We start from the raw sequence: 21,828 nt of genomic DNA, 5'->3' as shown, positions 1-21,828 counted from the left end.
GAAAGCCTTGTGAACTAGAGTTTATGAGGCTTTTATATCAAAATATGCTAACATCCAGCCAACCAATAATGGGCACTCATCTGGGCAAAAAAAGAGGGGTGCAAATGAGAAAACAAATAGCAAGATCGACAATAGAAAACACCCCGCCGCCATTCACGCTTACTAGAGAAGTAAAAAATGACAGCGAAATAAAAGGGACAGGCTATAATTGTTCTGATTCAGAAAAAGAAAGAGGTCAAACCTATGAAAAAGCTTCCTATCGGTTGTAATGAAAAATGCAGAGCTTGTGCCCATCGATGGATGACCCATGAAGAAAGCGAGAAACAAAAAGAAGCCTGGTTAAAACAAAGCCTTCATCAATGGAGTCATCTTATTAACCCCATTCTTTCTCCTGCCCCAGAACAGCGCTGGGGATATCGAAATAAAGTGAGTCTTGCAGCTCAATGGAATTCTTCAGACTGGGTCTTCGGAATGAAGGTAAAAGACGAGATCATCTCGTTGAAGGAGTGTCCTATTCATTCTGAAAGGGTTCGCCTGACTCTCTCGTGGCTTGAGCAATACTTGCCCCCCCTCCCTCTTTTCCCACTTTCAATCTACGTACAGGCTGGCAGGCAAGGAACCCTTATTCTAAAAACTCACGAAACACCTGACCTCAACTGGTTAAAATACAAACAGGAGGCACTGGCTCAAACAGGACTGGAAGGATTGTGGCTCCATATGCATCCAAGTGCAGGGCGAAGGCTCTTCGGACGTGGACCCTGGCAGCTGCTTTGGGGAAAACCTCGTTCATATAATGAACTGGGGCTTATATACGGGCCAACGGCCTTCCAACAACTTATTCCAGATCTATACGCCCGTTCTCTTGACGAGGCTGAAGCTTTTCTTTCTCCAAAAGAAAAAGAGGGGGTCATAGACCTTTATTGCGGCAGTGGGGCAAGTCTCAAACGATGGATTGGCAAGGGATGTCACACAGTTGGAGTCGAAACATCTGCAGAGGCCATTGAAAGCGCTGGTAGCAACGCTCCGGGAGCTCTCCTTTTGCGAGGAACATGCAGCCAACGAATACCTCAACTGGCTCAATGGATCGAAACCATAGAGGGCTATGAAAGGCTAGCCTACCTCAACCCACCTCGAACAGGTATAGAATCTGACGTTCGACAATGGCTCGCCTTAAACGCGCGCCCTTCACGTATAGCCTATCTCTCATGCAGCGCAGGAACATTAGGCCGTGACCTTCTGTATATGGAAAAAGAAGGGTATAAAATAAAGCATATTACCCCTTACGACTTCTTTCCAAACACATACCATGTAGAAACTTTGGCATGTCTTTCTTTAAAATAAAAAACACTCCTCTGGCAGAACCCTCCAAATCCACAAACTAACCTGTATTTTCCGTTACGTTGACCGAAACAGTCAGGGGATAGTGTCTGGTCGTAGAACTTTGCCGTCAGACTTCCCCATTTGAAAAATCTATCCGTCATGAATAACAACAACATGGGTCGTCGCTAAGGTTCGGACATCTTCTATATCGTGAGTTACATGCAAAACTGTTATCCCCAGTTTTTTCTCAGGCTCATCATGCAGTTGCGCATTCTTTCCCCCCCTTTCATATCAAGAGCACAGAACGGCTCATCTAAATGTAAAATTTGCGGCTCAATGACAAGGACTCGCGCTAAATTTGACTTCCCTCTCCCATCGTGATATAAGTATTGCAAAATTTGGACAGCTTGGAGGCTATTAGGATGTTCTTAGATGTTATCGCTTCTTCCAACTGTTTCTTTGAGTATTATTACGCCAGCGAGGGACCCCACTGGAGGGCCAGCGCTTAGGCGTCTGTGGCCTTTACAGGGCCGGGTTCCCCTTCTTAGGGAGCCCGGCCCTTTTTTTATTTTTTATTCCCTAAAACTAGAAAGGTGGAGATTGTTATGGGTTCTCATGAACAGGCAACACTCTTAAGACTTCAAAATATGGTACATCGTGTCTGGAATGCACAAGGCTCTTACAGACAAAAAATGGAAGTGGCTGGGATTTCTCCAGATGACATTCAATCTATTGATGATTTTAAAAAACTGCCTTTTACTACAAAACAAGACCTCAGGGATTCTTATCCCTTAGGCATGCTCGCATGTCCACGCGAACAGGTAGTTCGACTTCATGCATCCTCAGGTACAACAGGCAAACCTACCTTCGTTCCCTATACACAAAAAGATATTGATATCTGGAAAGAGTGTATGGCAGAATGTCTCGCCACAGCAGGAGTTGCCCCCAATGACGTATTTCAAATTATCCTCGGCTACGGTCTATTTACTGGAGCATTGGGGTTCCATTATGGGGCTGAAAAGCTGGGAGCTATGGTTATCCCATCGGGAGGAGGTTTCACAGATAGACAGCTTATGCTGATGGAAGACGCACATACAACAGTCTTTACAAGCACTCCATCTTATGCCCTCTACCTTGCAGAAAGAGTGGCAAAGGAAAGCTTAAAATCCCGCCTTCATCTTCGTCTCGCTATCTTGGGTGGGGAAGCATGGACAGAAGATATGGGAAGTCAGATAGAAGAAATGCTCGGCGTTACTGTAATCAACTCATATGGCCTTTCTGAGATTTTAGGCCCGGGAGTTGCCATGGAATGTGGAGCGAAGCGAGGCATGCACTTTAATGAAACCCATTTTTTCGCTGAAACTGTTAATGCTGAGAATGGTAAAGCCCTTCTTGATGGTGAGTTCGGAGAACTTGTCATCACTACCATGACAAAAGAAGCCTTTCCTTTAATCCGATACAGAACTCGCGACTTAACCTCTCTCATATCTGAGCCATGTCCTTGTGGCCGACACGGAAAAAGAATAGCCAGAGTGACTGGTCGTAATGATGACATGCTAATTATTCGCGGAGTAAATATTTTTCCTTCACAAGTAGAAGCGGCGTTGGCCTACGTTAAAGGCATTTCTCTTCATTACCGATTAGATGTGGATCACAAACAAGGCATGCCCGATTTAACTGTAGTATGCGAATCTGTCTCTCTTCTTTCAGCATCTGAGATGGAAAAGCTGAGAACAAGAACATCCCATTGCTTAAAAGAACATTTAGGAATTCGAGTGGACGTGCGCATAGAAGCCCCTGAAGCTCTCGGCAGAAACGAAGGCAAGGCTCTTCGAGTACTTCATGTAGCCTGATAAAAAATACAAGGAGGAACAAAACATGCTAAAAGAGGCAAGTACTGAAAAGAACATCCGTACAAGAAAGAACGTTTATGATCCTCAAGAAAATGAATTTGATCTTGAGGGCCTCCCCTTTGCTTATGAAGATGCGTTGAACAATGAACGACGATAGCGGTTACTCCTATCGTTGGCCGCCCGATAAGCTGCCTTTAGCTTTTCGAGCGGCCTTTCTTGTTTTCAGCTCTAGCCCACCTACAATAACTACTTATTGCCCTCTTGACAAAAACACCTTCCAATTGGTATGGTTCACTCATGAAAAAATATGATGATAATCTCACCGGCTTAAATTTAACGGGTATGTTCTGGTGGTGGCGCAGCTAGCGCCGCCGCAGGTTTGACCTGACCTTTCAGGGGCTGCGGGGCCTAAAACCCCCAGCCCCTTTTTCTTTACCTAGTTCAGTTACACTATTAACGAAAAGAAAAAGTGGGCTTCTCTCAACGTTGAGAGAAGCCCACTTTTTATAAACAGACCCATAAAACATACAGTTTAAGGAGGAATTACTCATGATACAGAAAAACAGAAAAGGATATTTTGGAGAGTACGGCGGCAGTTTCGTTCCGGAAGCACTTCAAGTACGCCTTGATGAGCTTGAGGAAGCATATGAAGAGGCAAAAAAAGATCCTTCGTTCAGCAATGAATTCATTACTGTTCTAAAGGAGTATGTGGGGAGGCCATCGGCCTTAACAGAGTGTAAGAATATCTCCCGTCACTTTGGAGGAGGCCGTCTGTTTCTTAAACGTGAAGATCTAAATCATACAGGGGCCCATAAAATCAACAATGCCTTAGGACAGGCTCTTCTAGCTCGCCGCATGGGTAAAAATGAACTCATAGCAGAAACAGGGGCTGGAATGCATGGCACCGCCAGTGCCACAGTGGCAGCCCTTATGGGAATGAAATGCACAGTCTATATGGGAGCCGTCGATGTAGCAAGACAGGCACCAAATGTGGCACGAATGAAAGTTCTCGGAACTGAAATAGTTGCCGTGCAGGATGGACAAAAGACTCTGAAAGAAGCAGTAGACGCTGCATTAAAAGCCTTTGCAGAACAGCCTGATACTTTTTATCTACTCGGTTCGGCAGTGGGACCCCATCCCTACCCCACTATGGCCCGTGATTTTCAAAGTATCATAGGCAAAGAAGCTCGCTCTCAATTCTTAGAGCGGGAACAAAAACTCCCGGATTACGCCATTGCCTGTGTTGGCGGAGGAAGCAACGCCATCGGGCTTTTCAGTGGATTCCTGGATGACTCTGAAGTTAAAATTATAGGAGTGGAACCTGCTGGAAAAGGCCTTGCTACTGGAGAACATGCCGCAACTCTTTCTGTTGGTCAGCCAAACATTATCCATGGTTTCAAAAGTTACGTCCTTTCAAAAGAAAACGGAGAATCAGCCGAAGTTTATTCCATATCGGCGGGCCTTGATTATCCAGGGGTCGGACCGGAGCATGCCTATCTTAAGGATATTGGACGGGTAGACTATAAATCTGTGACAGATGAAGAAGCTATCGATGCTTTCAAACTCCTCAGCAATAAGGAAGGAATTATTCCTGCCCTAGAAAGCTCTCATGCCCTTGCCTATGCATTTAAACTTCTTCCTGCATTGGCGAAAGACCAGACCGTGCTTGTAAACCTTTCTGGACGGGGAGATAAAGATATGGATACTGTACTACCTCTTTTAGTGTGAAAGAAACAGAAGCGGCGCCTTTTTTCCCTTCTATAAAAGGCGCCGCTTTTTCCTTACTTTACGGAGGCAAAAGAAAAGAGCCATTTCATCATATAGTTAAATAACCTGCTTCTATGTTCTTCAGGCAGCGAAATTATTCTGAACCACCGAGAAATCTCTATATCTGTTGGGATTTCAACAAGACTCCCCTCTCGCAATTCCTGTTCAACTGCCAAACGGGAAAGGCAGCTCATCCCCATACCAGCTTCCACCACTCGCTTAATGGCTTCGGTATGCCCAATCTCCTGCACATAGGGGAAACGCAAGTTTTTACTGGCAAGAAGTGCTTCGAAAGAGCTAAGCGTCCCAGACCCACGCTCTCTCAATACCCATTGCTCCTCTATCATTTCTGCCATTGGAACCATGGAGCGACAAGCAAAAGGATGTTCTGGAGATGCTATAACTACCAACACATCCTTAACCCACTCTTTTTCATCAAGATTCCTTTCTTCTACAATCCCTTCGACGAGACCGATATCAAGAATTCCTTCTCGCACAAGCTTGGCAATCTCTCGCGTGTTGCCTACATTTAATGTAATTCTTACCTGCGGATGTTCATCGCAGAATAATTTTAAGCGTGTGGGGAAAAAATAATTTCCTATAGTCGTACTGCACCCGATCATAAGTTCTCCCATAAGAGCTTTTTCCGTATTGTGAGCCATATCCACTAAATCTTTTACCGATGCTAAAATATTTTTTGCCTTTGGCAAGAGAGCACGCCCACGATCGTTGAGGATCAACCCTCTTCCCACTCTATGAAAAACAGATCCCCCGAGCGTTTTCTCTAGCTCTTTCAGTGACATACTCACAGCAGATTGTGTTAAAAAAAGCTTTTTGGATGCCGCTGTCATATTCTCAAACTGAGCAATATAAACAAATATTTCAAGCTGCCTCAACGTTACTGATTCCATTAAAGGCCTCCACCGTTATCAATTTTATTGATTGAAATTATCATAATAATAAGCTGGAATCAACAACCAATCATGGTTATAGTATTACACTGCATTGCAACAAATTTAAACAAAGGAGTTCATGATGGTCCTTCAGTCACCATTTTTCTGGATTGCAACCGGCCTCATTCTCACTTTTACTTTCAACTCTCCTGCCCTAGCCCTCTGCGTAGGCAGCATTATTGCTCTCATTTGGGGAAACCCTTTGAAGAATATAACGGGAAAACTTTCAAAATACTTACTTCAGCTCGCCGTCATCCTTTTGGGATTTGGGCTGCAACTCAATGTTATTCTAAAAGTAGGTTATACTTCCCTGGGAATCACATTTTTTAGTATTTCTACGACCATGTTGCTTGGATGGCTTCTTGGAAAACTCTACAAGGTAGAACATAATGTTTCTTTACTTATTAATAGTGGAACTGCCATATGCGGCGGAAGCGCAATCGCAGCCATGTCTCCCGCAATTGGCGCTTCTCAGGCCCAGACTGCCGTGGCTATGGCTGTTGTCTTTTTACTGAATGGAATTGCGTTACTGATCTTTCCCTATGCGGGACACTTTATGGAATTAAGCCAGACCGACTTTGGTATTTGGGCCGCCCTTGCTATCCACGATACAAGCAGTGTGGTTGGAGCTTCCGCCATCTATGGAACCGAAGCCCTGGTCATTGGAACAACGGTAAAACTTACTCGCGCTCTTTGGATTCTTCCCCTTTCATTTTTGGGAGCCAAACTCAACAAAAACCAGAGTAAGGCTACAATACCCTGGTTTCTTTTTGGTTTTCTGCTCACAGCACTTATTCGTTCTCTCATGCCAGAAGCAGATGGATGCTGGAATATGCTGGCACTAGGAGGGAAAAAACTCATGGTGGGAACCCTTTTTTTTGTAGGCGCCGGATTAACAAAAGAAGACCTAAAAAAGATAGGTAAAGGTGCTTTGTTGAAAGCTGTTACTCTCTGGGTTCTCGTCTCGTTACTTTCTCTTACAGTAATAAAATTAGGTTTTATCCATCTTGGTCTCTAATCTCCAAATACATAAAAAGCCGGGCCAATCTGCCCGGCTTATTTTTTACATTTTCTCTGGATGTCCAAGAGCCAGTCCTAAAAAAAGCATTACCATGAAACTCGTAACCACAATGACTAATGACATAAAAACACCTCTTATACCCTATAAAATTACTACACTTAACACTTTACAAAGTATATCCGTTCTTGTCAATACTTTTCTTTAAAAATGTTACTTTTTCCATACAATTTCTTGATGACTCCTCTTTGCGGTCTCTATTCAAATTTTAACAAACACTGCCCACATCGCCTTTTGACAGATTTTGCAATACATGCCAGGGCTATATAAACGTAAAAAAATTTTATAAAATGGGGGTACTTTTTAGCATAAAGGAGGAATGCACAATGAGACCTGTCCGTTTACATGCTCCAGATGCACCTGCACCAAAAGGTTTTTATTCTCCAGCTGTTCGTATTGGCAACCTCATTTTCACAGCAGGGCAGCTTCCTTTAGACCCTAAAACAGGAGAATGCCTCAGAGGCTCTGTGGAAGAACAAACAGATTTAGTTATTCGCAACATAAAGGCCCTTCTCGAAACGAATGGCTCCTCCCTTGAGCATGTAGTGAAATCCACTATTTTCATACGCAGCACCGATCAATGGGACGCTGTAAACAAAGTATATTCTCGCTATTTTGAAAACACCACTCCACCAGCACGGGGTATTTACTGCGGCTTAGACATTAAGTATGGGCTTGATATTGAAATGGAAGTCGTAGCGGCCATAGCGGAGCCAGAAGAATAAAAACCAATAAAAAGGGATAGGTCTTGGAAAAGATTCTCTGAGACCTATCTTTTTTCAATGCGATTTTTCAAAATGATGAGGAGTGCCCCTAAAAGAACAAGGCCCCCTCCTATGCCCTGCATAAGGGACAGTCGATCTTGAAAAAATATCACTGAAAGAAGCACAGTCACAAGGGGTTCGACCATGCTAAGAATAGAAGCAACAGTAGGAGTAGTAAGCTTAACTCCTATGAAGAAAGTAATAAATCCACAAACAGAAATGAAAGACACAAGAAAAACATAAAACCAGGCAGAAAAAGTACGTGGCAAAACCACATTCTGTGCCAATAATCCACCAATGCCATAAAAAATAGTGGCACACAGGTAAACATAAGCTACTGTTATATGAAAAGGAGTTACCTTCATTACTGAATGACCATAAATTACATAGGCAGCATAAAACACAGAGGCGCATACTGCTAAAAGAAGTCCCTTTATATTCGCGGATGCCAAGCCAGGCCCCGAAACAAAGTACAGCCCGAAAAAAGACAGGAAAATAGACATTACAACAATGCGAGTAATTCTTTCCTTGTTGATAAAAGAGGAAACTATCGCAACTAACGTTGGATATGTATAAAAAATGAGGACAGCTAAGGACGCTGGGATGTACTGAATAGATGAAAAATAACTAAAACAGAAAAAGGCGTAAAATACTCCGCCTAAAAGGAAAAGACGTAAAAATTGTTTTCTTTCAACACAAACACATTGATAACCCTTTTTACAAATTGAGAAGAGAAATAAAAAAAGCGTGGAAAGAGAAAAACGAAGCAACAACATGGTCATCACATTTACATTTTCCTTGTAGGCAAATAAGGCTAAAATAGCAACTGATCCTAAAAGAGATGCGGAAGCAAGCACTGAGAAAGAGCCTTTATAGTAGGTAATGGATGTTGGGGATGGTATTTCCGGATTCCTTTTCATGAGATCTCCTCTGATTCGATGTTAAGAATGAAGAATATTCCTTCGATGATCACAATATACACTATCATGGAGAATCATCAACAGAAAGGTATAAAAAAAGAAGGGGCTTAAAGCCCCTTCTTTTCACTCCACTGAAAAAATAAAAGAACTCCTAATAGAAATACCGTAATTACAATCCAATGGTTAATACCTATAACTTCTGGAACGGTAATTTTCCCAAGGTTACCCCATGTCAAAAGCGTCTGCTCCATATAGGGGTAGGCTTCGGCATAAAGGGCAGCGCCTGCTACCATCCCTAAAATACCCCATAGAGCATCAAAACGCCCCTCCCCCAAAGCTCCTAAAGATGTTCCCGGACAATATCCCAACAACCCCCAGCCTATGCCAAACAGAATACCGCCAGGGATGACTCCTCCTAAAATTGTTGGTTTTATTGAAAGCTTTACAACCCCTAAATCTCTAAGGAAATATGTCCCAATCATGGCTACAATAATCGTAGAAAGCATGAACTTAAGAATAGTGAAATCGAGGAGGCGAAGAGCACCAAGCTGCCTGTCATAGCGAATAGTTTCAGATCGCTGAAGCAAAATACCAAATATGATACCTGTAACAAGCCCAAAAATTAGATCCAGCTCCATGAATTTTCACTCCCTTCCGTACAGGATGCGGGCCACAAGCATTCCTGCGCCAAAAAAGAGAACCAGAGCAATAAATCCGCTTACCGCCAGCTGAAGCGAACCGCTTAGCCCGTGCCCACTCGGTCACCCATCAGCCAGTCGGGCCCCAAACATAGCGACAATACCTCCAAAGAAAGCTATTATAGCCCGGGGGAAAATGCGTTTCCCGAAGCGATCTTCCCAGGAATCTGGAACCCATTGAAATCGAAAGGTACCCGAAACTAAAGAACTCACAAGGGCTCCCAAAAAGATACCTGCCACAAACATCAGCTGCCAGTCAATCTTAGGAGCATTTTTAACTAAATAGCCAACTGTAGAAAAGTGTTCTGATGCAAGTGTCTTCTCCACAAAACCAGCAGATCGGACAAAGGACGTTGAAGCCCCAAAGTACTTCCCAGATAACCACGTAGAAGCTACTGAAAGAAGGCCTGCCAGACTTCCTGCAACATAAGGATTCATAGGTCTCATTTTGCGCTGCATTTAATTTACCCCCTTCTCTATTCTACTCTTGCAATGTATTTTAATATAATCTCCTAAATAATCAAAAGAAAATTGTATGTATTTGTGTTAATCTTAAAGTACTTTTTCCCAAGGAGGTTTAAAATGCGCATTGCCCTTATTGGTTTTGGAGGAGTAGGAAAAGCTTTTATAGAGCTCTTACACGATAAGCATGAAATATTAAAGAGCATGGGCCTTACACTTATCCTTAAGTCTGTAATGAACAGCAGGGGGGGTATCTATAATCCTATGGGAATTGACCCCCTGCGTCTTATTGAACACGTCCACCAAGGAGGAGAGCTTTGTGAGTTTCCCGATGAAGGTATTCGTAAAGAAACCTTTCAGAACCTTATTATGCGGCGAGATGTGGATTTATTAATAGAAACGACACCCACAAACAATAAAACGGGAGAGCCTGGACTGACCCATATCAGCAAAGCATTGGAAAGAGGTTTTCATGTAGTAACGGCCAACAAGGGACCCGTTCTTTTAGCTTATAAACAATTATGCACCCTTGCCGCCAAAAGCCACGTGCAATTAGGGATAGGCTGTACAACAGGTGGAGCTTTGCCCACTATTAACGCAGGACGTTTTGATCTTGCAGGAGCCCAAATTCTTTCCATTGAAGGAATTCTTAACGGAACAAGTAATTATATCCTCAGCGAAATGGAAGAACGAGATTGCAGCTATGAAGAGGCATTGAAACAGGCCCAACAAATGGGCATAGCAGAAACAGACCCTTCACTGGATGTGGAAGGCTGGGATACTGCAACAAAACTTCTCATACTTACCAACATTCTTATGGAAGAAGAACATAAACTAAGAGAAATTCGCATTGAGGGAATAACCCGTCTTTCACCCCAACATATTCAGGAAGCGAAAAAAGAAGGAAAACGTCTTAAATTAATAGGAAAGGCTGAAAAAGGAAATAACCGAACAGCGCTTACAGTGGGAATTGAAGCTTTAAGCCAGGATCACCCCCTCTTTAACGTGAATAGTACTAATAAGGCCGTACGTTATATAACCGACACTCTTGGAGACCTTACGGTTATAGGAGGAGCATCGGGAACTAAGCCCGCAGCTGCTTCTATTTTACGAGATATTATTAATATTTATAAAGGATACCCGTTTGTTTAAAACTAAGAGAAAGAAAGTGGAGGGAAACAATACGTTTCCCTCCTTCGTAAGAGGAGTGTTTCACTGGGCTATTCAAGACGGAGTATGGCTTTTTCTATTCTATCGAGGCCTTCTTTAATGGTGTCGAGAGACTTCGCAAAAACAAAACGCACATACCCTTCGTAACCAAAGGCTACCCCTGGCACTACCGCCACATGAGCGACATTGAGAAAGAATTTTGCCACATCTTTATCGTTCTTGATTCTTTCCCTCCCAAAGGTTTTGCCTATCAGTTTTTTTACATTGGCAAAAATATAAAAAGCACCGTCTGGGTCGATACATGAGAGTCCATTGATAGAATTAATTCTATTAACTATATAATCTTTACGCTGCGCATATTCCCCTACCATAAGAACAATATCTTCCTGAGGGCCAGAAAGAGCCTCTACCACTGCCTTTTGGGCAATAGAGTTCACATTTCCTGTTACATGGCCCTGAAGAGCATTCATTCCCTTGATAATTTCTTTTGGCCCAGCCGCATACCCTACTCGCCAACCAGTCATTGCATAAGTTTTAGAAACACTATTAACAAGAACGCACCATGGTTTATACCGTATATCCAAGGCCGCAGGGCTAGTATGCTTCGCTCCGTTATAAAGTAAATACTCATATACTTCATCTGTAACTACAAAAGTTTCTTTTTCCACGAGAAAATCCATTATTTTTCTCATCTCTTCTTCTTCAAACACAGCACCTGTGGGATTACAAGGCGAGTTCAAAACAAAAACTTTAACCTTCGGGTTCCAAATCTTTTGTACTTCTTCTAAGCGAGGGCGAAACTTATTCTCTTCCTGAGTAGGCATAAAAACAGCGTTGGCCCCTGTTAAACGTATTTGATCTACATAGCTCACATAACAAGGTGTAGGTATAACCACTTCATCCCCTGGATCGCACAATGTAGCAAAAACTTCGTAAAGAAGCTGTTTCCCACCATTACCTATAAGAACTTCTAAAACATCATAATCAAGATTATTCTGACGTTTTAGTTTTTGCACCACAGCCTCTCTAAGTTCAAGAATCCCTGGAACATCAGTATATTTGGTGAATCCCTCTTGAACAGCTTCTATAGCGGCATTCTTAATATAATCGGGGGTATCAAAATCTGGCTCTCCCTGAGCAAAGCTGATAACATCAACACCCTGGCGTTTTAAGCTATTCGCCAGAAAAGACGTTTCTTCGGTGGGAGATGGTTCTATGCCAGCGACAAGATCCGATAAAACTTTTCTACTCATTATTCTACCCCTCCATCTATTCTTCAATATATAGAGCCAGGTCGGGACATGTCTTCTCACATATTCTGCATTTGACGCACTTCTCAGCATTAACAGCCGTTACAACAGCAAAGCCTTTACGGTTTGTTTCGCCAGTAATTGCATAAACATTCGTCGGGCAGGCCTCTACACAAAGTCCGCAACCCTTACATAAATCTTTATCGATATGTATGGTCATAAGCTTCACCTCAATTTGCGAATAATCTCAATAACTTCTCTTGGATTTTGTGCCACATATACGCCAGACTTTGCAAGAGCTTTCATTTTTGAAGCAGCTGTTCCTTTATTGCCTCTGATGATAGCCCCCGCGTGGCCTAAAGATTTCCCTTCTGGAGCCGATCTTCCCACAATAAGAGAAACAACCGGTTTCGTTACGTGTTCAGCAATATATTCCGCTGCTTTAATCTCCGTAGCCCCGCCAATTTCTCCTAGAAGCAAAATAATTTCTGTTTCAGGATCCTTTTCAAAAAGCTCAACTATTTCTTTTTGAGTTGTTCCCCAGATAGGGCCACCACCAAGAGCAACCACTGTAGACTGTCCTATTCCCGCTTCTGTCAACGTTTTCCCCATTTCATACGAAAGGGCGCCACTCTTAGAAACAACTCCTACATGTCCTTCTTTAAACATTCGCGCAGGATGAGCGCCAAGCTTACACTTCCCTGGAGCGATCAACCCGGCAGCTCCAGGGCCTATAATCCGTGTATTATGGGCTGATGCATAACTGATAATTGCAAGCACATCTTTTTGAGGAATACCTTCCATCGTAAGAACAAGCAAAGGGATAGCGCTGTCAATAATTTCAAAAGCAGCATCTTTGGCAAGAGCAGGCGGGACAAAACTAATAGCTGCGTCGGCACCATACCTTGAAACTGCTTCACTGACAAAATCAAAAACAGGTATATCGTGTACTATCATTCCACCTTTACCTGGCGTAACTCCTGCCACAATGCGGGTCCCATATTCAATAAGAGTTTGAGTTTGAAGGGCTCCTGAGCGACCTGTTATTCCCTGAACGAGCACTTTAGTATCTGCATTAATAAGAACGGACATGGCTATTCACCCTCCGCTGCCATAACAGCTTTTTCAACAGCTTCTTCAAGGTCATCAAACACTGGAAGGCCTGAGTCTATCATCATTTTCTTACCCTCTGTCTCCATAGTTCCACATAACCTCACAAAAAGAGGCACTGAAAGACCATGATCATTTTTGTAGCGAATAATGCCTTCTGCCATTTCATCCATTCTGTTAAATCCACCGATGAGTATAACCAGCAAACTTTTTAGCTCTTTCGTAGCCCTGTTAAACACTGTTTCCATAGCCTGATACATCACATCAGGGCTAGTCAAGCCTCCCATTTCGCAAAAATCAGCGGCTTCCCCGCCAAAATCACGAATAAGGTCAAGAGAAAGCATCCCCGTACCAGCTCCGTCTGAAATCATACCGATATTCCCATCAAGAGGAACATAGGTAATGGTACCCTCATCTTTCGCTTTTGCGTTGTTTTGTTGGATTACATTTTGCTGTTCCTGAAACTCTTGGAAAATTTCTTTTTGACGAAATTCAGCATCGTCATCTAGATTGATCTTTGAGTCGAGGGCAATAAGTCCTGCGGAGGTTTTCACTAATGGATTAATCTCAATTAAACTTGCATCATACTGATTGAACAGGGCATACATGGCTCGTAAGACTTTACGCAAATCCTTGAGTTCGTTACGAAGACTCAGGAAATCTGCAATTCTTCTGAAATGATAATCAGAAGGCCCCGCAAGAGGGTCAAAAGACAATTTCAAAATTTTTTCTGGCTCTTCTTCAGCTACCTTCTCTATTTCCATGCCTCCAGTGGCACTGGCAATGATCAGTGGTTTCTTAAGTTCTCCATCTATAACGAATGAAAGGTAGTATTCTTGTAAAATGTCTACCTTTTCCTCCGCAAGAAGAGCTAATACTCTCTCTCCCTTGAGGCTTGATCCTATTAATCTTTTCCCTTCCTGGACAAGAGAAGCAATGTCATCACATACTACCACTCCACCAGCTTTTCCTCGTCCTCCAGAAAGAACCTGAGATTTTAATACGAGAGGAGCGTCAAGGGTTTCTAGATCTTCGAAAGATCGCACGAGCCTTCTTTTAGGAACAGGGATGCCACAACGGGCAAAAAGCTCTTTTCCCTGAAATTCATAGAGTTTCATCAGCCTTGTCCTCCGGATCTAAAGCAAACTGAACGCCAGCCTCTACGGCTCTTTTGTTAAGATCCCAAAAGCGCGGTTTTACAGTATCTCTCACCACATCTAAAAGGTGCTCTTTCGTGAAAAGATTTGTTTTAGCCTGAAGATAACCTAGCACCACCATATTCGCTGCCATTTTATTACCTAGGCCAATAGCTATCTCAGTAGCGGGGATCTTATAGATAGATACTTCAGAACCAACACCTGAAAGATCTGGTACAAGTTCACTATCTACAATTAGCAAACCATCTTTCTTAAGCCCCGGCACATACAAAGAAAAGCTGTTTGAAAGAGTGCAACAAGAATGTCGTTTTTTTCCTGAATGGGCGTACGAATAGGGGTGTCAGAAATAATTAACTCTGATTGGCATTGTCCCCCTCTCGCCTCAGAACCATAAGATTGGGTCTGGACAGCATAGAGCCCCTGTTTTGTAACCGCCGTTTCTCCAAGAATAATGGCAGAAAGAATAATGCCCTGCCCGCCGTAACCGCATAAACGGATGCTCAAAGGCTTCATGCCTGAACCCCCTCTCGATAAACAGAGCTTCCCTCAAAAACAGGCCGCTGCTTATTTACAAATTCCCCTAAAACAGTTTTTCCTTCCAGCTCTTCTTCACTCATATTTTCTGCCTTTTTGGCCATGACACAAATAGATCGTATCCACTCGAATATTTTTTGAGGCTGACCGGTGTTTAGCGCATAGCGACCAAAGTGGGTAGGACATTGAGATAAGATTTCAAGAACGGCAAATCCTTTATGGGAAAGGGCTGATTTCATTAGACTTTTCATTTGAGGCTGAAATGGGGTTGCAGAACGGGCCACATAGGTTGCCCCGGCGGCCTCCGCTACCTTGCACAAATCAAAGGGTGGCTCTCCGCTTCCATAGGGGGTCGTCATCGTGACAGCTGCTGCTGGAGTCATGGGAGCCACTTGCCCTCCAGTCATGGCAAAATTAAAGTTGTTTACCACAATCATTGTAACGTCAAGGTTTCTACGAGCAGCCTGGATAAAATGATTGCCTCCGATTGCCGCTGCATCGCCATCACCAGCAAAGATAATGACACGAGTCTGAGGTTTGTGTAGTTTAATGCCCGTTGCCCAGGCTAACGTCCTCCCATGAACGCCATGCAGCATATCTGTTTTAATATAAACCGGAATGCGAGCAGTACACCCAACGCCACCTATGGCAACTGTGGAGTCAAGGTCAATCTGCATCTCGTCTACTACCTGCAGAAAAGTATTCAGAACTTGACCACACCCACAGCCTGGACAAAACATATGGGGCAGCTTTTCTTCGCGCAGGTATTTTCTTAAAGGATTTTTCTGCATTATGCCCAGACCTCCTCTATCACGGCTAATATTTCCTGGGGAGAATGAATAAGTCCCCTATTGCGTGTAGCTCTTGCTGTTTTACAAAGACCGCCGCACACTCGCTCTATTTCCTTCGCATATTTACCTATATTCATCTCAACAGAAATAACCGTGCCCACATTTTGGGCAACATCCCGTATCGCTTCTTCCGGAACAGGCCAAACAGCATCAAGTTTAAGAACACCGACCTTTATCCCTTTTTCACGAGCAAGATCCATAGCATCGAGACATGGTCGAACTTCACTTCCGTAAGCGATAAGGGCTACATCAGCATCGCCCATATTAAAGGTCTGAGTTGTAGATATAGAGTGCCTGTTCTCCCAGATTTTTCCAGTGATTCTCTTGTAAAGTCTTTCGAACACATCTGGATCCCAATCGATACTTCCTTTTTCATCATGGGGGTTTAAAGAATAAATGGTATGATAACCTTCTCCCAGCTCGGCGAAATCTGGCACTCCAAAGGGGTCGGCTTTAAATGGCATATATTCTTCTGGGGAAGCAGTTGTTCTCTTTCTATGAACTATGGGAATATCGGACGCTTCAGGGATAGAAAGGCGTTCTCTCATTAAAGCTATGGTTGTTTCTGACATAACAACAACTGGAGTGCGGTACTGTTCTGCTAAATTAAAGGCCCGAACTGTGTAGTCGAAAAGTTCCTGTACTGAAGATGGTGCAAGAACGATCATTTCGTGATCGCCGCTTACACCCCATCTCATCTGCATTACATCTGCCTGTGTTGCAAAATTTTCTCCTCGGCAACGCTGCACATCTACAATAACAATAGGAGCTTCTATAGCTACGGCATACCCAATACCCTCTTGCATATAGTTGTAGCCAGCACTTGCAGTGGCTGTCATGGCCTTCGCGCCCGCTAAAGAGGCTCCTGAAATTGCATATATGGAGCATAATTCATCTTCCCCTTGCAGAAAGTGCCCTCCAACTGCCGGCAAACGCTGTGACATTCTCTCCGAAATCTCATTGGCCGGTGTAATCGGATATCCAGCAAAAAAATCACATCCTGCAGCCAAGGCGCCTTCTACACACGCATAATTGCCTAGCATAAAGTGGACACCTGATAAAACTCTGCTCTGCTTATTTTCATCAGAAGTTCCCATAGACAAAGCTCCTTTCAACTTATATTGGCAAACAATATTTTCCTTTTTTTTAAATAACGTAAAATAAGTAATAACATGCGCAATGCTGAATGTCAAATATATTACATACATTGCAGATAATATTTTAAGCACTTTGCATTTCCTTCCTCCTTACCCTTGACAGCAACTGCAAAAAAGACGAAAGTATATTAAAAGTTCACCTAGTGAAATCATTATGCTATGGAAGGATGGAAAATATGGGTATAAAAGTATTTCAATCCCTTGGAGATCAAGTTTTTGAAACTCTTAAAGAAAAAATCGTCAACAACGAATACAAACCTGGAGAACTTATGCAAATAGACAAACTCGCAAGTGAGCTGGGGGTAAGTACAACCCCTGTGCGAGAAGCTCTACTTCGCTTAGAAAGCATGGGGCTTGTGTGTATCGAAAGAAACAAAGGAGCGGTTGTAACACAAGTCAGTAAAAAACTAGCCCAATATACATGGGAGTTTCGCAGACTTCTTGAAGCCCATACATCTCGAGATGCAGCTATCCATTGCTCAGACGCAGAACTTGAAGCTCTTGAGTCTACCTTGCAAACAGTACTCGCACACCCAAGTGATTTTGAATTATATAAAAAATCAGACCTAGCTATTCATGCGCTTCTTTCGAAATACACAGAAAACTATCTTATTATTAACTCTCTAAATAACCTGAGCATTAACGCAAGGCGAATTCGATATTTCGCAGAAGAGGGGCCCTTCCCAGAAGAAGTTATCGTCCCCGTTACTTATGAACATTTATCGATTGTGGAAGCACTAAAATATCACAATCCTGACCTTGTAGAACAAAGGGTAAAAATGCACCTTGAAAATGCCGAAAAGCGAACTATGAAATCCCCTTTCTTTGACAATGAGTAGCCTATCCAACCTTTTTAATGCAGCAAAATAATAAAGCTCGTACGAGCTTTATTATTTTGCTGTTCCACAACCCGCATACAGAATGTTTGAATTTTAGACAAAGACAAAAAAGATTTTAAAATTATTTACATTAACAAATAAGGCATCCCACAAAACTTACTTCCATAAAATTATTAAAGAAATTATTGCATATATTAAGAACCTTTTTTGTTTCAAGAGTCAAGACTCAATACTGCTGTAAATTTATTTTCGGTTAAATATGGTTTCATACGCCCCGAATCATCGGGGAATCTTTGCCTGTAGCTTGACAACTGTTTCGCTGAGCTTTCTCCAGGAACGGAATGTTCTCCCTGTATTCCCTCGTGTCCAGATACATTCTTCCAGGACTCCATTCCTCGTCTTTTTCAAGGAGCAACGAGCCTATAAGCCTCATAACAGATCCATCGTCAGGGAATATGCGAACAACCTTTTCCCTTCGACGAATCTCCTCGTTGAGCCTTTCTATCATGTTGGTGCTCCTGAATCTTTTCCAGTATTTCTTTGGAAGTACGTAAATGGCAAGAATGTTCTCTCTTCCTTCGTCAAGCATTCTGGTAACGTCAGGAATGTCTTCTTCGTATTTATCCATCACATCTTCTATGATGATTCGCGCATCCTTGCTATTGGAGGCATTGAAGATGCGATCTATGTCTTCCGACACCTCCTTCATCCTTTTAGGCGGAACATGGGCCATGACGTTCCTCCTGAAATGGACCTGGCATCTCTGCCAGCTGCTGGTGGGGAAAGGACCTGTCCGCTGCGGATACCAGTCCTTCGTGTTTATCGGAGATGACGAACTTCACGCCGTTAAGCCCACGCTCCCTCCTCCCTCAGGGATGAGAAGAACTCATACCACGTATCCTCGCTTTCCTTCGCGGCCACGGTGAGTCCAAGGATATGCCTGTAACCTCTTTCATCTATTCCAACGGCTACAAGAAGAACGCGCTTTATGACCTGATGTCCGAACCTCACCCTTACGTAAACGTAAAGGGCGGCAGCAAGAAGGAAGGGGTAGGCGCTTTCTGAAAGATCCCTCTCGTTCCAGGTCCGCATATCATGGTCCAGTTCCTTGCAGAGCCTGCTTACCATTGTTTTGGATATGTTCTCTCCGCACAGGGGTTCCATTATTTTACGGACCTTGCGAGTGCTTACTCCGTTTATGTACATCTCCATAAGGCACAGGACCAGGGATCTTTCCATCTTGGGCATAAGTTTCAATGACTCCATGTCTATTTCACCACCCCTTAACTGAGGTACCCGTATCTGGATCTTACCAAGCCGTGTGGTTATCCATCTGCTGCGATACCCATTCCTGTAAGCTTTCCGGTCTTCGGTCCTTTCGTATCTGTCAGCGCCGATAAGTTCTTTTGCCTTTTCTTAGAGAGCTGCATTAAGCACTTTGCCAACAAGATTCTCCAGCCCGGATAGATCTCCTGTTAAAAGAGATTGGACAAGCGGGTTATTTAGGTTTATCTTTACTTCGGCCATCGGTGATTCACTCCTTCGGTTTGGTTGGTGACTTTACTTTAACCGAAAACCGATGGCTTTTTCCAACCTTTCTTTCCATCCCACTTTAGCTCAGTGAAATTTACAGCATTATAGAGACTCAATCATTTCAAGCACTACTTATATCGTAATAAACTATTCAGAATTCCCTCCATAGGATTAAATTTAATACAGAAAAGCATAAGCAAGTTAGTACTCATTTTAGAAAAATCTTTCTTGAAAATCTTTTTAGAGATGATATAATCCCCATAAAATAAAATGTAAATATATTTTGCTTCGTGTATAATGCAATGTATACGTGTATAATGCAATGTATATAAGATATAATATTTTATATTTATGATTATTTTGACTTCTCCTTAAAACACCCTTTTGGGTTTTTATAAACAAGCTCAAACGCATGTAAAGATCATACAAACTAACTAAAACAGGAGGGGTTATTATGACCAAAGAAATCAGTCAAGAGTTTGTCAATGAAATTTTTCAAGGAGCCATTGATTGCCACCAACACACGGGGCCAAGTCTTTTTGCACGTACCTGCGATTCTATAGAAAGCGCCCTTGAAGCAAAAGAAGCTGGCATGCGCGCAATTTGTTTCAAAAATCATCAGGGTATTACATCGGATAGAGCAACCTTAGTTGCTAAGGCAACTGGAATGGAATGTTACGGCGGTATATGTATGAACAGATATTCAGGGGGAATAAATCCTTATTCTGTGGAAGCTGCAATGCGCATGGGAGGGAAGTATATTTGGTTTCCTACTCAATGGGCCCAACATCATATTGACACATATGGCCGCCCCGAATATTTTCACATGAAAATTCAAATCCAATACGGGAAAGAAAACGCAACTACAAAAGGAATTTATATATTAAAAGAAGATGGCACTCTCACGGACGAAACAATGGAAGTGCTTACTCTAGCAAAGGAACATAACGCCGCAATAGCCTCAGGTCATTTGTCTAAGAATGAAATAGTTACCCTTTTTAAAAAAGCACACGATATGGGTCTCGATAAACTTGTTTTACAACATGTCCAATTGAATGAACTTTGGACATGGAGTCCTACGGAACAAAAGGAACTTGTAGATCTTGGAGTTTTGATTGAGCATGTCTCTCTTTATATTTATGAAGGACGTTATTTGATATCACCCAAAGAAAACCTGGACCTCATAAATGTTGTTGGCCCAGAAAATGTCGTCTTTGGGTCTGATTGCGGCCAACTCAAAGTTCCAACCCCAACTAGTGGTCTAAAAGGATATGTAAAAGCACTGCTTGAGGCTGGGGCTTCCGTTGAGTCTATTAACATTATGCTTAAGAAAAACCCTGCTAGGATTCTAGGATTAGACTAATTTTTATAAAAGCTAAAAACAAAATAAGGAGATGAACTGTATGTGTAAAGTGAAAACAAAATTCACCGTCACTCTTTTCTTCCTTGTCATGTTGTTTGTTTTTATCACCCCATTACGCTCAAACGCTAATATGAGAATAAACATAGCCACAGCCACTACCGGTGGCAGCTATTATCCAGGCGGAATAGCTCTTGCTCAATTATGGTCTGAAAAAGACGTGGCTAACGCATCCGCATCTACTAGCTCAGGATCAGTAGAAAATGTATCATTACTTATGGGCAATGAAGCTAACGTCGTTGCTTGTCAAAGTAACATACTTCAATATGCTTATGAAGGCATTGAAACTTATCAAGGTAAACCCCACCCCCAGTTAAGGATTCTCTCTCCTAATTTTTCTCAGCCATATCAATTTGTTGTAAAAAAAAGCTCAAACCTTGAAAGTATTTCTGGGTGGAAAGGCAAAAAAATTGTTGTCGGTCGAGTAGGAAGTGGAACATTCGTTACACATGAAAGAATTTTCAAGGTATTTGGAATAAATATCTCTGATATAAAAGCAAACAACATCGGACAAAGCGAAGGTATAGATGCAATACGAAACGGCCTTGCAGATGCTGCTATATGCATAGGGATAGTACCTCTAGCCCCTATATCAGACGCTCTAGCAGCTCCTGGTTCTGATGTCACAATTTACTCTTTAAATGAGAAAGAAATTCAATCTATACTGGAACAAAATGTTTGGATGTCCCCTATGACTATCCCCGCTGGATCTTATAAAGGGCTAGATCACGACGTTGAAACAATAGGACATGTTGGTTTTTGGATTGTTCGTGATGATTTCCCAGAGGATGTAGCTTACAACCTTGTGAAAGCGATGCACGAAAACGCAGATTGGCTTAAAACAGCGTATTCCGGATATGATAATCCTTCTTTTCTACAACCTGCAACCGTCATTAATCGTATGCCTGTGCCTGTCCATCCGGGAGCCCTTAGATATTACAAGGAAGTTGGGCTTTTAAAATAACGCTCTCTTTAATATCATCTTCCACATA

The 21,828-nt window shown here is 42.6% G+C and carries 25 protein-coding genes and 1 pseudogene; 11 read left to right on the top strand and 15 right to left on the bottom strand.

Annotation, left to right across the window (positions count from 1 at the left end):
- Window positions 1–104: 104 nt before the first annotated feature.
- The 5 genes from BUC50_RS04910 (at window position 105) to trpB (ending at window position 4,901) form a co-directional block, all read left to right on the top strand.
- Window positions 105–269, top strand: coding sequence for a hypothetical protein (locus tag BUC50_RS04910; RefSeq protein WP_286677205.1), 165 nt, complete (start codon window positions 105–107; stop codon window positions 267–269).
- A complete protein-coding gene (locus tag BUC50_RS04905; RefSeq protein ID WP_273015355.1) occupies window positions 244–1,341 on the top strand; it encodes a class I SAM-dependent RNA methyltransferase in 1,098 nt (365 codons plus the stop codon). Before BUC50_RS04910 ends, BUC50_RS04905 begins: the two co-directional genes overlap by 26 nt.
- A 584-nt stretch (window positions 1,342–1,925) precedes the next feature.
- Window positions 1,926–3,173 carry a phenylacetate--CoA ligase family protein gene (locus tag BUC50_RS04900; RefSeq protein ID WP_273015356.1) on the top strand — a complete coding sequence of 416 codons (1,248 nt, stop codon included), beginning with the start codon at window positions 1,926–1,928 and terminating at the stop codon, window positions 3,171–3,173.
- A 25-nt stretch (window positions 3,174–3,198) separates the two neighbouring features.
- Window positions 3,199–3,330, top strand: coding sequence for a hypothetical protein (locus BUC50_RS04895; RefSeq protein ID WP_013047930.1), 132 nt, complete (start codon window positions 3,199–3,201; stop codon window positions 3,328–3,330).
- 392 nt (window positions 3,331–3,722) lie between these two features.
- Complete coding sequence (gene trpB, locus BUC50_RS04890; RefSeq protein WP_286677204.1) at window positions 3,723–4,901, top strand: tryptophan synthase subunit beta; 1,179 nt, start codon at window positions 3,723–3,725, stop codon at window positions 4,899–4,901.
- Window positions 4,902–4,954: 53 nt separating this feature from the next.
- On the opposite strand, the gene BUC50_RS04885 is transcribed toward trpB, so the two are convergent.
- Window positions 4,955–5,851, bottom strand: a complete 897-nt coding sequence (locus tag BUC50_RS04885; RefSeq protein WP_273015358.1) for a LysR family transcriptional regulator — start codon at window positions 5,849–5,851, stop codon at window positions 4,955–4,957.
- 121 nt (window positions 5,852–5,972) lie between these two features.
- Here BUC50_RS04885 and BUC50_RS04880 point away from each other — a divergent pair, with 121 nt between their 5' ends.
- Together BUC50_RS04880 and BUC50_RS04875 are read left to right on the top strand one after the other, a co-directional pair.
- Window positions 5,973–6,911 (top strand): YeiH family protein, encoded by a 939-nt coding sequence (locus BUC50_RS04880; RefSeq protein WP_041459315.1) that lies wholly within the window; start codon window positions 5,973–5,975, stop codon window positions 6,909–6,911.
- A 386-nt stretch (window positions 6,912–7,297) separates the two neighbouring features.
- Window positions 7,298–7,696, top strand: a complete 399-nt coding sequence (locus tag BUC50_RS04875) for a RidA family protein (protein WP_273015359.1) — start codon at window positions 7,298–7,300, stop codon at window positions 7,694–7,696.
- 44 nt (window positions 7,697–7,740) lie between these two features.
- On the opposite strand, the gene BUC50_RS04870 is transcribed toward BUC50_RS04875, so the two are convergent.
- From BUC50_RS04870 to BUC50_RS04860, 3 genes are all read right to left on the bottom strand, one after another.
- Window positions 7,741–8,655 carry a DMT family transporter gene (locus BUC50_RS04870; protein ID WP_273312289.1) on the bottom strand — a complete coding sequence of 305 codons (915 nt, stop codon included), beginning with the start codon at window positions 8,653–8,655 and terminating at the stop codon, window positions 7,741–7,743.
- A 107-nt stretch (window positions 8,656–8,762) separates the two neighbouring features.
- The gene (locus BUC50_RS04865; protein ID WP_013047924.1) at window positions 8,763–9,293 is read right to left on the bottom strand and encodes a DUF6691 family protein; all 531 of its coding nucleotides are present in this window, start codon (window positions 9,291–9,293) and stop codon (window positions 8,763–8,765) included.
- A gap of 6 nt (window positions 9,294–9,299) precedes the next feature.
- A complete protein-coding gene (locus tag BUC50_RS04860; RefSeq protein WP_013047923.1) occupies window positions 9,300–9,812 on the bottom strand; it encodes a YeeE/YedE thiosulfate transporter family protein in 513 nt (170 codons plus the stop codon).
- A 123-nt stretch (window positions 9,813–9,935) separates the two neighbouring features.
- Between BUC50_RS04860 and BUC50_RS04855 the strand changes: the two genes are divergently transcribed.
- Window positions 9,936–10,967: a homoserine dehydrogenase gene (locus BUC50_RS04855; RefSeq protein ID WP_286677203.1), complete on the top strand. Its 1,032-nt coding sequence runs from the start codon at window positions 9,936–9,938 to the stop codon at window positions 10,965–10,967.
- A 68-nt stretch (window positions 10,968–11,035) separates the two neighbouring features.
- On the opposite strand, the gene BUC50_RS04850 is transcribed toward BUC50_RS04855, so the two are convergent.
- The 8 genes from BUC50_RS04850 to BUC50_RS04820 are packed head-to-tail and all read right to left on the bottom strand — an operon-like array spanning window position 11,036 to window position 16,984.
- On the bottom strand, window positions 11,036–12,238 hold the full coding sequence (locus tag BUC50_RS04850) for a pyridoxal phosphate-dependent aminotransferase (RefSeq protein WP_286677202.1): 1,203 nt from the start codon (window positions 12,236–12,238) through the stop codon (window positions 11,036–11,038).
- 16 nt (window positions 12,239–12,254) lie between these two features.
- Entirely contained in the window at window positions 12,255–12,455 is a 201-nt protein-coding gene (locus BUC50_RS04845; RefSeq protein ID WP_013047920.1) for a 4Fe-4S dicluster domain-containing protein, read from the bottom strand.
- Window positions 12,456–12,460: 5 nt separating this feature from the next.
- On the bottom strand, window positions 12,461–13,327 hold the full coding sequence (sucD, locus tag BUC50_RS04840) for a succinate--CoA ligase subunit alpha (protein ID WP_273015363.1): 867 nt from the start codon (window positions 13,325–13,327) through the stop codon (window positions 12,461–12,463).
- 2 nt (window positions 13,328–13,329) lie between these two features.
- On the bottom strand, window positions 13,330–14,463 hold the full coding sequence (locus BUC50_RS04835) for a succinate--CoA ligase subunit beta (protein WP_273015364.1): 1,134 nt from the start codon (window positions 14,461–14,463) through the stop codon (window positions 13,330–13,332).
- A complete protein-coding gene (locus BUC50_RS09705) occupies window positions 14,450–14,743 on the bottom strand; it encodes a 2-oxoacid:acceptor oxidoreductase family protein (RefSeq protein WP_273015365.1) in 294 nt (97 codons plus the stop codon). The genes BUC50_RS04835 and BUC50_RS09705 overlap by 14 nt, the downstream gene beginning before the upstream one ends.
- Window positions 14,737–15,015: a 2-oxoacid:acceptor oxidoreductase family protein gene (locus BUC50_RS09700; RefSeq protein WP_273015366.1), complete on the bottom strand. Its 279-nt coding sequence runs from the start codon at window positions 15,013–15,015 to the stop codon at window positions 14,737–14,739. Before BUC50_RS09700 ends, BUC50_RS09705 begins: the two co-directional genes overlap by 7 nt.
- A complete protein-coding gene (locus BUC50_RS04825; RefSeq protein WP_273015367.1) occupies window positions 15,012–15,827 on the bottom strand; it encodes a thiamine pyrophosphate-dependent enzyme in 816 nt (271 codons plus the stop codon). The genes BUC50_RS09700 and BUC50_RS04825 overlap by 4 nt, the downstream gene beginning before the upstream one ends.
- The gene (locus BUC50_RS04820; protein WP_286677201.1) at window positions 15,827–16,984 is read right to left on the bottom strand and encodes a 2-oxoacid:acceptor oxidoreductase subunit alpha; all 1,158 of its coding nucleotides are present in this window, start codon (window positions 16,982–16,984) and stop codon (window positions 15,827–15,829) included. Before BUC50_RS04820 ends, BUC50_RS04825 begins: the two co-directional genes overlap by 1 nt.
- Before the next feature lie 236 nt (window positions 16,985–17,220).
- On the opposite strand from BUC50_RS04820, the gene BUC50_RS04815 reads away from it, so the two are divergent.
- Window positions 17,221–17,883, top strand: coding sequence for a GntR family transcriptional regulator (locus BUC50_RS04815; RefSeq protein ID WP_013047914.1), 663 nt, complete (start codon window positions 17,221–17,223; stop codon window positions 17,881–17,883).
- Between the two features lie 265 nt (window positions 17,884–18,148).
- Here BUC50_RS04815 and BUC50_RS04810 read toward each other — a convergent pair whose 3' ends face one another.
- From BUC50_RS04810 to BUC50_RS04800, 3 genes and pseudogenes are all read right to left on the bottom strand, one after another.
- Complete coding sequence (locus tag BUC50_RS04810; RefSeq protein WP_273015768.1) at window positions 18,149–18,616, bottom strand: transposase; 468 nt, start codon at window positions 18,614–18,616, stop codon at window positions 18,149–18,151.
- The gene (locus BUC50_RS04805; RefSeq protein ID WP_273015766.1) at window positions 18,597–18,725 is read right to left on the bottom strand and encodes a hypothetical protein; all 129 of its coding nucleotides are present in this window, start codon (window positions 18,723–18,725) and stop codon (window positions 18,597–18,599) included. The genes BUC50_RS04810 and BUC50_RS04805 overlap by 20 nt, the downstream gene beginning before the upstream one ends.
- 4 nt (window positions 18,726–18,729) lie before the next feature.
- Window positions 18,730–19,284, bottom strand: a pseudogene (locus BUC50_RS04800) (IS256 family transposase); the annotation flags it as partial.
- Window positions 19,285–19,870: 586 nt separating this feature from the next.
- Between BUC50_RS04800 and BUC50_RS04795 the strand changes: the two are divergent.
- Together BUC50_RS04795 and BUC50_RS04790 are read left to right on the top strand one after the other, a co-directional pair.
- Window positions 19,871–20,779 carry a DUF6282 family protein gene (locus tag BUC50_RS04795; protein WP_013047912.1) on the top strand — a complete coding sequence of 303 codons (909 nt, stop codon included), beginning with the start codon at window positions 19,871–19,873 and terminating at the stop codon, window positions 20,777–20,779.
- A gap of 40 nt (window positions 20,780–20,819) precedes the next feature.
- A complete protein-coding gene (locus BUC50_RS04790; protein ID WP_273015765.1) occupies window positions 20,820–21,800 on the top strand; it encodes a TAXI family TRAP transporter solute-binding subunit in 981 nt (326 codons plus the stop codon).
- Window positions 21,801–21,828 lie beyond the last annotated feature (28 nt).

It is taken from the genome of Aminobacterium sp. EBM-42, from assembly GCF_001896635.1.
GTDB classification, from domain to species: Bacteria; Synergistota; Synergistia; order Synergistales; family Aminobacteriaceae; genus Aminobacterium; species Aminobacterium colombiense.
The sequence above is the reverse complement of the archived record's forward strand: the minus strand, read 5'-3'. Positions and strand labels throughout refer to the sequence as shown.

Bases quoted from the DNA above. Each gene is read 5' to 3' on its own strand.
- BUC50_RS04905 (WP_273015355.1), top strand. From the start codon at position 244: ATGAAAAAGCTTCCTATCGGTTGTAATGAAAAATGCAGAGCTTGTGCC.
- BUC50_RS04885 (WP_273015358.1), bottom strand. From the start codon at position 5,851: ATGGAATCAGTAACGTTGAGGCAGCTTGAAATATTTGTTTATATTGCT.
- BUC50_RS04820 (WP_286677201.1), bottom strand. From the start codon at position 16,984: ATGGGAACTTCTGATGAAAATAAGCAGAGCAGAGTTTTATCAGGTGTC.
- BUC50_RS04865 (WP_013047924.1), bottom strand. From the start codon at position 9,293: ATGGAGCTGGATCTAATTTTTGGGCTTGTTACAGGTATCATATTTGGT.
- BUC50_RS04900 (WP_273015356.1), top strand. From the start codon at position 1,926: ATGGGTTCTCATGAACAGGCAACACTCTTAAGACTTCAAAATATGGTA.
- BUC50_RS04870 (WP_273312289.1), bottom strand. From the start codon at position 8,655: ATGAAAAGGAATCCGGAAATACCATCCCCAACATCCATTACCTACTAT.
- BUC50_RS04815 (WP_013047914.1), top strand. From the start codon at position 17,221: ATGGGTATAAAAGTATTTCAATCCCTTGGAGATCAAGTTTTTGAAACT.
- BUC50_RS04825 (WP_273015367.1), bottom strand. From the start codon at position 15,827: ATGCAGAAAAATCCTTTAAGAAAATACCTGCGCGAAGAAAAGCTGCCC.
- BUC50_RS04835 (WP_273015364.1), bottom strand. From the start codon at position 14,463: ATGAAACTCTATGAATTTCAGGGAAAAGAGCTTTTTGCCCGTTGTGGC.
- BUC50_RS04895 (WP_013047930.1), top strand. From the start codon at position 3,199: ATGCTAAAAGAGGCAAGTACTGAAAAGAACATCCGTACAAGAAAGAAC.
- BUC50_RS04845 (WP_013047920.1), bottom strand. From the start codon at position 12,455: ATGACCATACATATCGATAAAGATTTATGTAAGGGTTGCGGACTTTGT.
- trpB (WP_286677204.1), top strand. From the start codon at position 3,723: ATGATACAGAAAAACAGAAAAGGATATTTTGGAGAGTACGGCGGCAGT.
- BUC50_RS04810 (WP_273015768.1), bottom strand. From the start codon at position 18,616: ATGGCCCATGTTCCGCCTAAAAGGATGAAGGAGGTGTCGGAAGACATA.
- BUC50_RS04880 (WP_041459315.1), top strand. From the start codon at position 5,973: ATGATGGTCCTTCAGTCACCATTTTTCTGGATTGCAACCGGCCTCATT.
- sucD (WP_273015363.1), bottom strand. From the start codon at position 13,327: ATGTCCGTTCTTATTAATGCAGATACTAAAGTGCTCGTTCAGGGAATA.
- BUC50_RS09700 (WP_273015366.1), bottom strand. From the start codon at position 15,015: ATGAAGCCTTTGAGCATCCGTTTATGCGGTTACGGCGGGCAGGGCATT.
- BUC50_RS04910 (WP_286677205.1), top strand. From the start codon at position 105: ATGAGAAAACAAATAGCAAGATCGACAATAGAAAACACCCCGCCGCCA.
- BUC50_RS04875 (WP_273015359.1), top strand. From the start codon at position 7,298: ATGAGACCTGTCCGTTTACATGCTCCAGATGCACCTGCACCAAAAGGT.
- BUC50_RS04790 (WP_273015765.1), top strand. From the start codon at position 20,820: ATGTGTAAAGTGAAAACAAAATTCACCGTCACTCTTTTCTTCCTTGTC.
- BUC50_RS04850 (WP_286677202.1), bottom strand. From the start codon at position 12,238: ATGAGTAGAAAAGTTTTATCGGATCTTGTCGCTGGCATAGAACCATCT.
- BUC50_RS04855 (WP_286677203.1), top strand. From the start codon at position 9,936: ATGCGCATTGCCCTTATTGGTTTTGGAGGAGTAGGAAAAGCTTTTATA.
- BUC50_RS04795 (WP_013047912.1), top strand. From the start codon at position 19,871: ATGACCAAAGAAATCAGTCAAGAGTTTGTCAATGAAATTTTTCAAGGA.